This window comes from Christensenella timonensis (genome assembly GCF_900087015.1).
Classification (GTDB): domain Bacteria; phylum Bacillota; class Clostridia; order Christensenellales; family Christensenellaceae; genus Christensenella; species Christensenella timonensis.
Genome location: NZ_FLKP01000002.1, coordinates 991,233 through 1,006,133, shown reverse-complemented (window position 1 = coordinate 1,006,133; position 14,901 = coordinate 991,233). Strand labels below are relative to the sequence as shown.

General features: G+C 51.3%; 14 protein-coding genes. All 14 read right to left on the bottom strand.

Translation table 11 applies throughout. The features are described 5' to 3' along the window. Nucleotide 1 precedes the first annotated feature (1 nt). Nucleotides 2-1,639, bottom strand: coding sequence for a class I adenylate-forming enzyme family protein (locus BN6471_RS06305; protein WP_066646644.1), 1,638 nt, complete (start codon nt 1,637-1,639; stop codon nt 2-4). 27 nt (nt 1,640-1,666) lie between these two features. Next, nucleotides 1,667-2,404, bottom strand: a complete 738-nt coding sequence (gene fabG / locus BN6471_RS06300; RefSeq protein ID WP_066646641.1) for a 3-oxoacyl-ACP reductase FabG — start codon at nt 2,402-2,404, stop codon at nt 1,667-1,669. A 252-nt stretch (nt 2,405-2,656) separates the two neighbouring features. Further along, nucleotides 2,657-3,727: a CdaR family transcriptional regulator gene (locus BN6471_RS06295; RefSeq protein WP_066646638.1), complete on the bottom strand. Its 1,071-nt coding sequence runs from the start codon at nt 3,725-3,727 to the stop codon at nt 2,657-2,659. 348 nt (nt 3,728-4,075) lie between these two features. Continuing rightward, nucleotides 4,076-4,594: a gamma carbonic anhydrase family protein gene (locus tag BN6471_RS06290; protein ID WP_066646636.1), complete on the bottom strand. Its 519-nt coding sequence runs from the start codon at nt 4,592-4,594 to the stop codon at nt 4,076-4,078. Then, nucleotides 4,591-5,925, bottom strand: a complete 1,335-nt coding sequence (gene scfB / locus BN6471_RS06285) for a thioether cross-link-forming SCIFF peptide maturase (protein ID WP_066646632.1) — start codon at nt 5,923-5,925, stop codon at nt 4,591-4,593. The genes BN6471_RS06290 and scfB overlap by 4 nt, the downstream gene beginning before the upstream one ends. 213 nt (nt 5,926-6,138) lie before the next feature. Continuing rightward, complete coding sequence (gene scfA / locus BN6471_RS06280) at nt 6,139-6,282, bottom strand: six-cysteine ranthipeptide SCIFF (protein WP_066646629.1); 144 nt, start codon at nt 6,280-6,282, stop codon at nt 6,139-6,141. Nucleotides 6,283-6,360: 78 nt separating this feature from the next. Continuing rightward, nucleotides 6,361-6,747 (bottom strand): preprotein translocase subunit YajC, encoded by a 387-nt coding sequence (gene yajC / locus BN6471_RS06275; RefSeq protein ID WP_242861846.1) that lies wholly within the window; start codon nt 6,745-6,747, stop codon nt 6,361-6,363. Between the two features lie 133 nt (nt 6,748-6,880). After that, the gene (locus tag BN6471_RS06270) at nt 6,881-8,347 is read right to left on the bottom strand and encodes a sugar ABC transporter ATP-binding protein (RefSeq protein ID WP_066646627.1); all 1,467 of its coding nucleotides are present in this window, start codon (nt 8,345-8,347) and stop codon (nt 6,881-6,883) included. Between the two features lie 26 nt (nt 8,348-8,373). After that, nucleotides 8,374-9,186 (bottom strand): DeoR/GlpR family DNA-binding transcription regulator, encoded by an 813-nt coding sequence (locus BN6471_RS06265; protein ID WP_066646625.1) that lies wholly within the window; start codon nt 9,184-9,186, stop codon nt 8,374-8,376. 316 nt (nt 9,187-9,502) lie between these two features. Next, a complete protein-coding gene (locus BN6471_RS06260) occupies nt 9,503-10,336 on the bottom strand; it encodes a sugar phosphate isomerase/epimerase family protein (RefSeq protein WP_066646618.1) in 834 nt (277 codons plus the stop codon). Between the two features lie 18 nt (nt 10,337-10,354). Continuing rightward, the gene (locus BN6471_RS06255; protein ID WP_066646615.1) at nt 10,355-10,882 is read right to left on the bottom strand and encodes a VOC family protein; all 528 of its coding nucleotides are present in this window, start codon (nt 10,880-10,882) and stop codon (nt 10,355-10,357) included. 70 nt (nt 10,883-10,952) lie between these two features. Continuing rightward, nucleotides 10,953-11,951 (bottom strand): ABC transporter permease, encoded by a 999-nt coding sequence (locus tag BN6471_RS06250; protein ID WP_147553993.1) that lies wholly within the window; start codon nt 11,949-11,951, stop codon nt 10,953-10,955. Nucleotides 11,952-11,980: 29 nt separating this feature from the next. Further along, nucleotides 11,981-13,465 carry a sugar ABC transporter ATP-binding protein gene (locus tag BN6471_RS06245; RefSeq protein ID WP_066646613.1) on the bottom strand — a complete coding sequence of 495 codons (1,485 nt, stop codon included), beginning with the start codon at nt 13,463-13,465 and terminating at the stop codon, nt 11,981-11,983. Nucleotides 13,466-13,591: 126 nt separating this feature from the next. Continuing rightward, nucleotides 13,592-14,755: a substrate-binding domain-containing protein gene (locus BN6471_RS06240; protein WP_066646609.1), complete on the bottom strand. Its 1,164-nt coding sequence runs from the start codon at nt 14,753-14,755 to the stop codon at nt 13,592-13,594. Between the last annotated feature and the right edge of the window lie 146 nt (nt 14,756-14,901).

Below are 14,901 nucleotides of genomic sequence, written 5' to 3'. Positions count from 1 at the left end.
GCTATCCCTCCTGTTTTTCAAACCGCGTAAGCCATTTTTCATCTCCGTACAGCCTGCGCATCTCCCTTTTATTGAGTTTCCCATTCCCCGTTTGGGGAAGTGTCTTCGTAAAAACGATATATTTGGGTATCTTGAATTTCGCAAGTTTCCCTTTTAAGAACCCTATGACTTCTTCCTTTACGAGGGTTTCGCCATCCCTGATGCGGATCACCGCCATCACTGCCTCGCCGTATTTTTTGTCCGGTACGCCGATGACCGCCGCTTCCGCAACCTGCGGGATCTGGTAGACCAGGTTTTCCACCTCACTTGACCATACCTTTTCCCCGCCGCGGTTGATCATATCTTTTTTGCGATCCACGATATATACATATCCGTCTTCATCAAACCGCGCGATATCGCCTGTCCTAAACCAGCCGTCAGCGCCCAGTGTATCGGTATCCAGATTATAATAGCGGTCGAGGATCACATTTCCAAAGATCGCCAGTTCGCCTTCGCCGGTTTCTGCTTCCCTGCCTTCGTCATCCAAAAGCTTCATGCGCGTCCCCGGCACAGGCAGCCCCGACGAACCGATTTTTTCGCTCTGCGCGGCGTCGTCCGGGAAGCTTGTCCCTGCCGAACTGCTTTCCGTCAGGCCGTATACCGTACGAAAATCCATATCCGGCAGCCAATCGTGCAGAGCGCGGATCACCTCCGGCGGGATATTCGCGCTGCCGCAGGCAAACGTGCGCAGCGACGGGATACTCGGGAAGCGTTCCCGCTGCTCCAGCAGCATCAGGAAAACGGTCGGCGAAGCATGCAGCAGGGTAAGGCCGTTTTCCCGCGCACATTCCAGCACGCGCTCCGGCCGATAGGTAAGGTGCAGGTACACCGTCCCCCCGCAGTGGACGAACAAGCCGAGCAGGGCCACCAGCCCCGTAATATGGTAGATAGGCGTTGCAATGACCGTCTTGTCCTCACACGTCACCCCCAGGATCTTCTGGTAAACGGCGATCGCGTTGGCAACATTGAAATTGGAAAGCACCACGCCTTTGCTCTCTCCCGTCGTTCCCGATGTGTACATCAGGATCAGATCGTCCTCCCAGACGGCATTGCCGTATGGATCGCCCTCATATACCTTATCCTTCAGCAACTCGGAAAATCCATGTTTCCGGTCGCTCAAAAGGACTGCGAGTCCTTCCTTTGACCGCTTCAGCTCAGGGACTGCCGTCTCATATTCTTTTTCCACCAGCGCCAGCCGGACCGGCAGTTTGCCAAGCAGGTTTTTCCATTCGCACACCGTATATTTCGTACTGATCGGGACGATCACTGCGCTTAATTTGGAAAGCGCATACACCGCAACGCAAAACTCCGGTGTGTTACGCAACATCAGCGCAACCATATCCCCCTTCTTGACATGCTGTTCATAGTACAGATATTGTGAAAACCGTTTGACCTCGTACAAAAACTGTGCGTATGTCATCTCTCGTCCGTCGTCGCCCACGATCGCCGTGCGTTCCGGGTATTTGGCCGCTGTATGGTGCAGGTCAGTATACAGGTTCTGCGGTGCATACGCATAGGTATAGACCTTGCGTCCCTTGTAGTTGCACAGTACCATCTCCGCCGTAACATCGCCGCCCCAGTATTCGTTTCCGTTCAACATCTTAAGTCCTCCGGGCCCTTCCGCCTGTTACAGTTTGAATCCCCCGCCCACATGGATGACTTCGCCCGTGATATAGGCCGCATCGTCACTCGCCAAAAACGCCGCCAGGTTTGCTACTTCCTTCGGTTTTCCCACATATCCCATCGGGATCTTGCTTACCATGATGTCCCAGGCTTTTTCCGGAATACCCTTCGTCATTTCCGTTTCAATAAAGCCCGGGCAAATCGCATTTGCCGTTACGCCTTTCTTTGCAAGCTCCTTTGCCGCCGTCTTCGTGAGTCCTACGACGCCTGCTTTGGCCGCCGCATAATTGGCCTGTCCGATATTTCCATTGATACTCGCCGAAGCGATGTTGACGATCCTTCCATAACCCGCTTCGCGCATGACCTTCGCCGCCTCCTGCGTACACAGGAACACGCCTGTCAGGTTGACAGCGATCACGTCATCCCATTGCTTGCGATCCATTTTGTGGAGCATCGCGTCGCGGTTGATCCCCGCGTTGTTTACCATAATATCGATGTGCGCATACTTTTCCAACACATCTTCAAACATGCGCTTCACAGCATCTTCGTCCGCTGTGTTTGCCATGTAGGCCATTGCCGTGCCGCCTGCCGCCTCGATCTTTTTGGCCACCGCCTCTGCATTATCGCTCACCAAGTCGCACACCACGACCGTTGCACCGTCCTCGGCAAGCTTGCACGCGATTCCTTCGCCGATCCCGCGTCCGGCCCCTGTTACAATTGCTACCCTGTTTTTCAGATCCATATCCGTTCCTCCTCCGGTTCTTGAAAACGGTCATAAACAGCCGCACAAAACCACACGGTACGATTCCCGCTTTCATTTTCTATTGTCTTGTTGAAATCCTAATGCTTACTTTTGATATGAGAGTTCAAAACGTTCATTTTTGTTTATCATACCATCCCGGTTTTCAAAACGCATTATTCAGCGCTCCAGTGTTTTTTGTGCATTTTCACAAACAGATATAAAAAAACCGGCACATTCCTGCGCCGGCCCTGTTTATTTCAGCTGATATACAATATTTGCCACATAAAAGTAAAATTTATCGTCGTAGTTTTTCAGGCTCCTTTTTGTCAGCTCCTCGATTTTTTGGATGCGGTATGCGAGCGTATTACGGTGTATGTGCAGGCTTTGGGTGATCTTACCGATATCCCCGCTGTACTTGAAGTAAGCTGTCAGCGTTTCATTTAGCTCGTTGCTTCCATCCTGCTTTTGCAGTTTGCCCAATATCCGCTCAAACACCTCTCGTCCCTCGTAGCCGACGATCATGTCATGTATCCGGTAGCGTTCAAAGCAAACCAGGTCTTGCCCGCTGTCCTGTCCCAGCTTTTTCGCCAACGCCAATGCCTTGCGCGCCTTTTTTAGAGAGTCCGCAACATCGTTCGTGCGGATTCCCAATCCTATGCGCCTGATATCAGGAAACACCTCCTTCATGGAGCGCAGCCGCCCTTCCATCGTTTTCAGGTCGCGGAATATCGCTACGATATTTTCCTTATACCGCAGCAAAAACTCATTTTCGTGCAAATAGGTTCCCATGGCTTCCAACAGGGAACTGCGCGGCTTTTCCACCTCCAGGAGCGCCCCGACCGAATTTTCCTCCACATCCACCCCAAACTCCTTTGCCTGCCGCCGGAACGCTTCGCTGTATTCTTCCCGCGGCGTGTCGCACCATTCCCGCAGGAAATTCTCGTACTGGAATTTGCGGTTCAGATCCTTGTTGATGATGTACTGCTGCTCGATCATCAGTTCTGCCACGACTTTAATCACATAGACTAAGGATCGTACCTCCTCCGGCGCGCCGCTGATCCCGATCACCCCTACGATCTCGTTTTGGTAAGTAAATGGGAGGTTTACGCCGGGCTTGTCCGTGATCGTTTCCTCCTGTACTTCATGCGGGCCGTTTTTATAGATGGCTTTGAGCGCCCCCTGGTGCAGCATCCCTATCCGGTTTTTATCCCCGCTGGCAATAATGATCCCTTCGTTGTTCATTACGTTGATATTATAAGGAACCACGCTCATAATGCTCTCCGCGATCCTCTTTGCCAATTGTTCGCTCAAACCAAATTTCATGATAATACGTTTCCTCAAAAGATGGATGCTCCATCCCGTCCTATGGCATTCTTGAAGTTTTATCCAGAAAATAGTGTAAAGAAAAGGCTTTTTTTCATTATATTGTGATTGCCGCCCAAAAAGCATCATCCCCCTGAACAAAATCTATTGTGCAAAAGAACAATCCCACTGTGCGTTTTTATTTTCCACACAGGCTGCCTTCCTGTTATTCAAAACGTTGCTCAATGCTTTTCGGGAGTTTACAATAACGTTTATATTATACCGAACATTTCAGAAAAGAAAAGAAAAAACCGGAAAGTTTCCTGTGAACTCCCCGGTTTTGTGATCGCTTCTTATCATGCAGGCGCGTCATAACTCCTTTTCGCTCTGTGAAAACAGCGCCGCATCCTCAAGGCACAGTGCGACCGCATGTTTCTGGTAGGCACGTTCCTCCTCCGTAAGCTCCCGTGTGACGCGCGCCGGCGACCCCATGATCATCACACCATCCGGGAACTCCTTATCCGGCGGGACAAGCGTTCCCGCCGCTACAATAGATCCCTTGCCGATCTTCGCCCCGTCCAGAACGATCGCGCCGATCCCGACAAGCGAATCCTCTCCCACTATGCACGAGTGCAAAACCGCCCCATGCCCGACCGCCACATTCCTGCCGATATAAAGCTCCCCGTTCGTCCCCGTATGCAACACGCAGTTGTCCTGTATATTGGAACCGTCCCCAATACTGATCCTGCTTATATCGCCGCGCACCACAGCGCCCGGCCAAATGTTCACACGTTCCCCCAAACACACGTTGCCCACTACCGTCGCCATTTTATGAACAAACGCGCTTTTGGGTATCTGCGGCTTTTTCCCATCCAAAGCACTGATCATATCAGTTCCTCATCGAATGTCTTGATCGCGATCGCTGTTTCGATGCGCTTTTTCTCCGTTTCACAGCCGATCTTATATGGTTTGCGTATGCTGCCCGTCGCATGGTATGCGTTCGCCGCGCAGCCGCCCGAGCAATAATATTTGGCCCAGCACTCGCTGCACCCTTGCTTGGTAAAGACATGCGTATCCAAAAAGTCCTGCTTGATCTTTTGGTTTACATCATCTTCAAATACGCTGCCCATATAAAAATCTTCCATACCGGCAAACTGGTGGCATGGGTAAAGCTTCCCATCCGCCGCAACCGCAAGGTATTCGCTGCCCGCGCCGCAGCCACGAAGGCGTTTATTGAGGCATGGCCCGGAATTCAGGTCGATCATAAAATGGAAAAAGTTAAACCCTCGTCCCGCCTTTTCACGCTTCAAATATTCACGCGCCAGCATTTCATATTCATGTTTGATCTGCGGGAGGTCTTCCTCGCGGATGGCATAGCTCTCCCCCGTTACGACAGGCTCCACGGATATCTGGTCAAATCCTGCGTCCGCAATGGCGCACACGTCGCTCGCAAAATCCAAATTGTCCGACGTGTAGGTGCCGCGCACGTAATATTCCTTGTCCCCGCGTCCGTCGATGATCTTGCGGGCGTTCGCAAGCACCTTGTCATAGCTTCCCTTGCCCTCCACATTCTTACGCATCGCATCGTGCACTTCTTTGCGCCCGTCCATGCTGATGACCACATTTTTCATCTCCTGATTGATGAAATCAGCCATTTCGTCCGTCACATGGTAAGCATTGGTCGTAAGCGTAAAACGGATGTTTTTGTCGTACAGTTTTTCCTGTTCCCGCCCATATGCGACCGCAGCCTTTACGACCTCGAAGTTCATCAGCGGCTCGCCGCCGAAGAAATCGATTTCCAGGTTCCTGCGTCCCTCCGAATGGGCGATCAGGAAATCGATCGCCGCCTTGGCGGTATCGATGCTCATCAGCGCGCGTTTGCCATGGTATTCGCCCGTTTCCGCAAAGCAATACGAACAACGCAAATTGCAGTCCTGGGCCACCAGCAGGCACAACGCTTTTACGACGGGCGTATTGAACTGCGCGTTTTCCCCATCTATTTCACATTGGGAATATAAGAGGCCCTGCTCCGTAAGCTCCCTGATCTCTTCCAGTATTTCACGTGCTTCCTCGCCCAGGTCGTTTATGATCTGTTCGTCTGTCTTACCCGCGTTTTTGAACGTCAGCACGCTCATCGCGTCCTTGTCGATCGCGTGCACCGAGCCCGACTCCACGTCAAGCGCCGCATAGTGCCCGCAAAATTCTATTAAATGAACCATACTCAGTTATGCTCCCTTCGGCTGCTTCACAGGCGGAACATACCGTTCTGCCGTGCGCCCCCTTTGTTTAAAGTTGCTTTACTTCGACGAAAACGCCGTCTCGTAAAACCAATCTGTTCCTGACGAACGTAATCATTTCTCGCACATACCCATACATAGAAAAATGACGGCATTGTGTCCCCACACTGCCGTCACCCGATTTTCAGTTGATCTTTATGCCTTTTTCTCGCACTTCTGGTTCGCAAGCGTGCAAGATGTCTTGCAAGCCGACTGGCAGGACGTCTGGCATTCGCCGCAACCGCCTGTTTTCAGCGTATCTTTTAAGTTGCTCTTGGTTATCGTTTTAATATGTTTCATATGACAAACCTCCTCAAGGAAACTTTCCGTTAACAAGTGTATCACGATTACGAAACGATTTCAAGTGTTACGAAACCCTTACTTTTTCTTTTTTGTTTCCTCTTTTTTCGGTTCTTCCTTTTTAGGCTCTTCCTTCTTGGCTTCTTCTACCTTTTCCGGAGCCTTACCCTCATCAAAACTTTCCACAGAAGCAATCGCGCCTTTGGCAATCACCAGCTTCGCCTTGTCCGGGCCGCATTCAAAAGTAATCAGGTCTTCCTTGATGGAAATCACCTTTCCATAAAAACCGCCGATCGTCTTGATATTGTCTCCCACGCGCAGCGTCGAAAGCATATCCTTAAACTTCTTTTCTTTCCGTTTGTTCGGAACGATGATCAACACTACAAAAATAACGATCAGCAGGATCGGGAACAGCAGTGTCATCGCATTGCCGCCCGTGAGGCCGCCCAAAGCATCTGTGCTCATAAACTCATTTACCGCCTTTCAAATTTACAAAAATTGTACTTTTATTATAATATCGTGAGCGCGCCTTTAAGTCAACCACTATTTGCGCCCAACACGCCTTTTTCCGCCTAAAAAGCAGGCGTTTTGGCCTTTCTTATTCCTTGCACAAATCGAACAGGCGCTGGTGCGATAATTCGCTCTGCTTCAGCTCCCCGACCAGCTTGCCGTTGCGGATCACCAACACGCGGTCACACATTCCCGCCAGCTCGGAAAAATCAGAGGATACCAGCACGATCCCCGCTTTTTTGCGGATCAACTCGTTGATGATGTTGTATATCTCCACCTTGCCGGCGATATCCACGCCCTTGGTCGGCTCGTCAAAAATATAGATGTTGCAGCGGGAAAATACGTTGCGCGCCACCAAAGTCTTTTGCTTGTTCCCGCCGCTTAAGTAACGGACTTTCTGGTGTGCGTTCCTCGGCTTGATCCCCAGCCGCTCGATATAGTCCCAGCTCTTTTCCTCTTCGTCGCGCGGCATGATCAGCCTGCCCTTCGAGATCCCCTTGAGCCGCTTGATCGTGATGTTCTGTGCCACCGACATATCCATAAAGAGCCCCTGCGTATCACGGTTCTCCGGGATAAAACCAATATTGGCGCGAATGCCGTCCGCGCCCGTACCTCCAGACATCACGCTTACGTTTCCCTCATCTAATTTATCCAGTCCCACAATGGCCTTCAAAAGATTCGTACGCCCCGACCCGACCAGCCCGGCGATGCCCAGTACCTCGCCGCTGCGCAGGGAAAAACTGATATCGCTCACAAACTTGTTGCGCAGTCCGCGCGCCTGCAGGACGACGTTTCCCTTGGCAACGGAAAGCTTGGGGTAATGCTCCTTGATATCCTCCCCGAGCATCTTGTGCGCCAGCTCTTCGCGCTCCGCGTTCTGGGGCGCAATAGAATCCATGATCTCCCCATCCTTCATCACAGTGATCCTGTCCGATATCTTCCGTGCTTCCTCGATACGGTGCGTGATGTAAACGACCGCCACGCCGCGCGCCTTGAGCTCCCGCAGCAGCGAATAAAGCCGCGCCACCTCCGACATGGTGAGCGAATCCGTGAGTTCGTCCAGGACGATCACCTTGTAATCGCGGATCAGCGTCCTCGCAAACTGCAGCAAATATTTCTCCGCCATGGAAAGGCGGCTTGCCTTGCGCCGCGGCTCTACGTCGATCCCCAGCTTGTCGAGTATCGCCTGCGTCTCCTGCTCCATCGCATGCCAATCTAGCACGCCTTTACGCCTTAACTCACTGCCCAGGAACAAATTCTCCGTGACGCTTAATTCCCCAAAAATCGTGACCTCCTGCGGACAACTGATGATTCCAAGTTTCTTCGCCGCGTAAGGAGAATTGATCTCCACTTCCCTGCCGTCCATGCAGATCTTGCCGCTCGTCATACGCACCTCGCCCGTCATGATTTTGGTAAGGGTGCTCTTGCCCGCGCCGTTGCTTCCCAAAAGCGCACAAATCTGACCGGGATAAAGTTCTAAATTGATCCCGGAAAGAACGCGAATCTCATGATAGGATTTGCATATATCTACCATCTTGAGTACCGCCTGCGGCATGTTCCACACTCCTTATTATTCCTGTGTCATTCTTCCACGCTTTTGATAGAAGAAGGTTTGATCCGATACGATGTAAAGATTCTGATACCCTGTTGGAAAAAATATGATTTGTAATCTTCTGGTATATCGTCATTGGTGATCACTGCGTCCACCGTTGTCAGCGGGCCGATGCTCGTCAGGGACGTATGCCCGAATTTTGTCTGGTCGGCCACAATGATCAATTCCTTTGAAATTTTTTTGATCTTCTGGTATACATTGGACTCCAGCGTATTGGAAACGGTGAACCCGCTGTCAAAGTCCACGCCGCCCACGCCGATAAAAGCCTTCGCAATAAAAATGTTTTTGAGGAATCTCGAGAAAAGGTCGCCCGTCAGCGACATTTCACTGTGCACCATCGTCCCGCCCGTCACCATCACATTGGATTTCGGGTTTTGCGCGAGCGCCCCCGCCACATACAGGTTATTGGTCACCACGTTCACGTTCTCACGGTTCAGGAGCGCCTTGGCAACGTAGTAACAGGTTGTCCCCGGGCCCAAGAATATCCATTCGTTGTCCCGCACCATATCCGCTGCAATCTGCCCGACCATCTCTTTGTTCTTATCGTAATCGAGCGAAGCCCCCGTGATTGCATCCTGCATGGACTGCTGCTTTAAATGATCCTCATTCAAAACAGCGCCGCCATATGTACGGTACACGAATTTTTCCTTCTCCAGCTGCTCTAGGTCACTGCGGATCGTCACGTCCGAAACATTGAGCAAAGCGCTGAGTGTACTCACGTCCACTTGTCCCCGGTCTAAAAGCACTTCTTTAATTTTTGCCAGACGCGCCGCTTTAAACATGCATCTATCTCCATACCTTGCTTTTTGCGATCTATTAAAATTGTGACGCATCAAATACGCCAAACTATAGTACACAACAATATCTTCTAAATTATACCATATTTTATAAAATTACAGTATTGGTTTTTTATTTGTTTTTTCTTTTCGCAAATAAATCCGCTAAACCCACCCGACGTTCTGCAGTGGTTTTGTTGTCCTTTTTTATCTTTGTCAAAAATTCCGGGTATGACAAAACAGGAGGCCGGTTTTATACCGGCTCCCTGTTTTGCGTATCCATAAAAAATTTGGAGGAAAGTTATGTATCGCCGTTATCTGCTCACCATTTGGATACGATGTCCTTGACGTACGCAAGCTCCTTTTTCGAGAGCTCGAACGGATCGTCCTCCATTGCGTACAGCGCCGGGCGTGTGTAGATGTTCTCAAGGATCATCCATCCGTCGAATTTGTTATCCCGCAGGATGTCCATCTGCGCCAGGAATTCCCCCGCGCCCTGCCCCAAAAGCATGCCGCCGTTTGTGCCGCCGTTTGCGCGCGTGTCGCTCCCGTCGCACAGGTGCAGCTGGTCGCCCAGCCGCGGATACAGCTTCTCTAAGTTCTCTGTCTGCGAATACCCATCGTACCACATGTAGTTCTGCGTATCAAAGAAACAGTCCAGGTTATCTGCATCCACCTCGTCCATCAGCTCGATCTGTTTATCCCAATTGAGCGCTGTCTCCGCGCCGATCTTGATCCCACAGCCCTTCGCCTTTTCGCATATCTTTTTGATGTACGTCACCGCACGCTCGAAATCCCCTTCTGTCCTGATCTCCGACTCAAAGAAGAATGGCAGCATCACATAGTCAAGCCCCATAGCCTGTGCCGTCTCCAGGATCAGATCCTGCGCATACATACAGCTCTTGAAGTCCTCTGCGTCCTTGTCTCCCATCAGGCCATGGTACATCAGGTCATTCAGGACGATCGACGGAAACGTAAGCCCGTAGCGCTCCGCTTCCTCCATGTACACGTCCCTGACCTTCTTCTCGCCCATATAATAGCCGTTGTCAAGCCCTCCAAGCTCGATTTGCATGCCGTCGTAGCCTGCCTCCGCCACATACTTCATGGCATAGATCCCGTTGCCCGGATAGCTCCATTGTGTGATTCCGTATTTCATGGCCGTCCCTCCTTACATTCAGTCCTTTTCAGGATAATAGCGGATGTACTCCTCCGGGATGTCGATCGTTTCCGGGCAGTTCCCCAGCTCGTAGTTGAAGCCCATCACCGGTTCCGTGTTGATGTACGCGTGGAAGTCCGGGCCGCACCAGCCGCTCTGGATCACGTCCATCCCTCTTTCCTTCAGCTCCGCAATGTAGCCTTCCATATTCTCGTCCGTGATATGCTCCTTGAAATGGTGCATCCCCGTGCCCTTTGTCTCGATGAATTTTCCATAGATGTTCGGCCCCTTCACCGGCATCATGATCTCGATGTTCGTATCCCCGATGTCCGAAAGCGCCACCTCGAATTCAAACGGCTCCGTCACCAGCTCCCCGTTCACGTGGAAATCCTTCATCGTCTCGCTGGAGAATTTGTAGATCGTCCACGGCCCCACTTTCAGCTTATCTACCCACAGCCGCACTGCCTTGTCGATGTCGTCCGTCAGAAATGCGATCTGCTTAACCGTCCTCTTTTTGTTATGCTCCAATAATTCCTGATACGTCATTGTTTCTCTCCTTTCACGTGAGCCTCACCTGTTTTCATAAAAGCTCCTTTTATTATACTATATGTTCCAGTTATACGCTTGCCTGTTTTTTGCGGCGGATCGCGTCAATGGAAATTGCGATCAATACCACAAGGCCTGTTACCACTTGGTCCCAATAAGAGGAAATGCCCAGCAAGCTGATACTGTAGGAGATCGTCGCCATCAAAAATCCGCCGACGATGGTTCCGCCGATGCCGCCGCTGCCGCCGTTCATGGACGTTCCGCCCAAAACAGCTGCCGTGATGGACGGCATGACCCAGTTCTCGCCGATGTTTACCTGCGAAGAACCCATGCGCAGCACCATGAGCACGCCTGCGATCGCCGACAGGAAACCAGCGAGGCAGTAAACGCCCATTTTTGTCTTGTTGACGCGGATACCCACGATTTTGGACGCTTCTTCATTCCCGCCTACCGCGTAAATGTGGCGCCCAAAGCTCGTCAGTTTGAGCAAAAAAATCAGGATCACCGCCAGCACGATCATGATAATGACCGGATACGGAAGGATACCGCCCAGCGAGCCCTGGCCGATCACTGTGACCGACTCCGGGATGCCCGTCAGGGGGAAGCCCTGTGTCGCAACATATACGATTCCTTTAAAAAGCGAGCTGGTTGCCAGCGTTACGATAAACGGCGTGAGTCCAAGGCCGCAGATAAAGATACCATTGAGCGCGCCCATGCCGATGCCCGCTACCAGCGCAATGGTGATCGCCACAAACGGATCCACACCCATCACCAGTACCAGCATCGCAAAGATCATGCTTGCAAGGCCAGCGACGCTCGCGACCGAAAGGTCGATCCCGCCCAAGAGCAATACCAGCGTCTGGGCAAAGCCCACGATGATCGTAAAGCATGCCGTACGGGTAAATGTAGAAATATTATAGGCCGTATAAAAATTGCCGCTCGTGGCAATGTTGACGAACAACGTGATCAGGATCGTTACCACGAATACCACGCCCGCCGTGGATGTGAAAATCGATTTCACCCCTTTTCCCAGCGTCTGGGAAAAACTTTTCTTACCTAAACTTTCCATTTTGTTCTCTCCTTTAATCAATCACGGAATTATTGCAGTGCAATCTTCAGTATATCTTCACGTTCCACCGTGTCGTCAGGCGTAATGATGCCCTTTACTTTTCCGTTGAACATGATCATCATCCGGTCCGAAATAGTAAGCAGCTCCTCAATTTCTGAAGATATGACGATTACCGTGATGCCCGTATCGGCCATTTCCCGGATCAATTTGTAAATCTCGCCCTTTGCGCGGACGTCGATCCCTCGCGTCGGTTCGTCTAAAATAAGTAATTTTACTTTTTTCTCCATCCAGCGGGCAAGGATGACCTTTTGCTGGTTACCGCCCGACAGGCTCTTAATGGGGACATTGCCCGACGGCGTTTTGATACGGAGTTTTTTGATATATTCGTCCGATTCCTTTTTGACGGTATTAAAATCGATTACCACGCCCTTTTTAGTCTTGTCATAAGAGGGCAGCATGATATTTTCATAAACGGGGATCACCGGGAACATTCCCTGCTTGCGCCGTTCTTCGGGTACCAGACCGATTCCCTGCGCGATCGCTTCATGCGGCGTATGGATCTCCACTTCTTTGCCGTCCAGCCTGACTGTGCCGCTGTCGCGCTTCGTCAGTCCGTAAATACAACTGAAAAGCTCCGTACGTCCCGCACCCACGAGGCCTGCAACACCAAAGATTTCTCCCTTGCGCACAGAAAAGCTGACGTCGTCAAATTCCTTTTTGCGCGAAAAATGAGAGACCGAGAAGAATTCTTCTTCCGAATACTCCCGTTCCTCTTTGACTGTTTTTTCCACGTGCTCGCCCGCCATGTGGTAAATCATTTCATCGATGGGCATCTCCGCCGTATTGCCGACATGCACCATCTTCCCGTCGCGCATGATGCTCACGCGGTCGGAAAGCTCCACGACCTCGTCTAAGTGGTGGGTAATGATGATGATGGATTTCCCCGCCGCTTTTAACTTCCGTATATTATTAAATAAGTGCTGTGTTTCATTCAAGGTTAAGGATGCGGTCGGCTCGTCAAAAACGATGATATGCGATCCTGCCGTCAGCGTTCTGGCAATGGACACCAGTTGCTGGTAGGCAGCCGAAATCTCGCTCACCTTTTTGCGCGGATCCATTTCCACATCAAGTTGTTTCAATGCTTCCTCAGCTTTTTCGTACGTTTTCTCCCAATCGATCACGCCTTTTTTCTTCTGGTGGCTTCCCAGGAAAATATTTTCCGCGATGGAAATATCGCTCACCAGGTTCAGTTCCTGCGGGACCATCCCGATCCCCCTGTCAAGGGCCTCCCTCGGCGTCCTGTTCTCAATCGTCTTGCCTTCCAGCAGGATCTCTCCTTCATTGGGCTGGTGTATCCCCATCAGCACGTTCATCAGCGTGCTTTTCCCGGCGCCGTTTTCTCCAATAAGCGCCATGATCTCGCCCGGTCGGACGCTGAAATCAACGTGATCGAGGGCAAGCGTTCCGGGGAACTCCTTGACGATTCCTTTCATTTCCAAGATAAATTCAGACATAAGCGTCCTCCAAACATGGTTCCTGAATCATTTTTTCAGGCTCAGGCCCCGCTTCCGCGAAAACGCGGTACGGGGCCTCATCACCTGAAATATCGTTATCTTATTTCTTCTTCTGACTGACTATCATCAAGATTCAGGATACAGCATGTCGAGAAGATGCTGTGCGCCGTCCGGATAAATGATGGTCGTCTTTTCCTGTGTCTGTTCCGGATATGCATCGCCGGGTTCCAAACCATCCGCGATCTTGATCGCTACCTGGATCGTGTCAAAGCCCATCTTGAAGCAATCCTGTACGCCCAGCGCAGAGATTACGCCGTCTCTTAAATACTCAAGCGCACGTTTGTCGTGATCCATACCAACGATGACGACCTGATCCTGCTTACCGGCGTCGAGTACCGCCTGTGCAGCGCCGATCGGGTTGCCCATGTTATTGCAGAAGATACCTTTGAGGTCAGGATATTTCTGCAGGAAACCTTCCGCATATGTGAGGGCCTGTTCAACCTGGTCGTTGTCATACTGGATTTCTACTACTTCGATGTCAGGATACTTTGCCATGACTTCCTTGAAGCCCTCGATACGGTCTTCGTGGCAGGGAGCGCCGATCGTGCCGCCCAAAGCCGCAACCTGTCCTTTATAGCCGATCTTTTCAGCCAGGATCTCCGCCAGGTCTGCGCCGTCCTGTTTGTTGTGCGTATTTCCCACATAAGCGATACGCTTGCAGCCGTCTTCTTTTGTTGCGTCGGAGCTGGAGAACGTCATTACTTTAACGCCCTGGTCGATCAGGTTATTGATGGTAGGCGTAACGATCTTGATATCGTTTACGTCAACGCCGATCACGTCAAAGTTCCTGCCCGCAGCCTGCTCCAACCTGCTTACCTGATCCGTTGCGTCCGGCGTCACAGGGGCTGTGTACTCATAATTGACCGTGATGCCTTTTTCAGCATACTGTTTCTGCGCTTCTTCCAGTCCCAGGCCTACAGCGTCCCACCACGGATGCACCAGCTTGTACGTCAGATAGAAGTTGTATTCCTTTTTTGCAGGCGTGTAATCATCCAGCGCAACATTCGTGCTGTCGCTTACGATCGCGCCGCCGTCAGACGCCGCTGCAGATGCAGACGGGGCTTCCGAGCTTTCTGCCGGAGCTGCGGATGTTTCTGCCGGAGCCTCAGACGTCTGCGCAGGCGCCTGCGATGCGGGTTCCGAAGATGCCGCAGGAGCAGCCGTGCATCCTGCCAGCATTGCAACAACAAGCACCAGGCATACTGTCACAACCAAAATTCTCTTTTTCATTTTTTCTTTTCCTCCTCGTATAGTGAAGTTGTATTTTATTTGCCCCCGAAAGGGCAATGCGCGCACCGTACATGGAAACCCTTAAAATCGCCACCCTATTTTAGGCGAAAAAAATATTGTGGTAAAACGATGTCCTACCAAGGTTT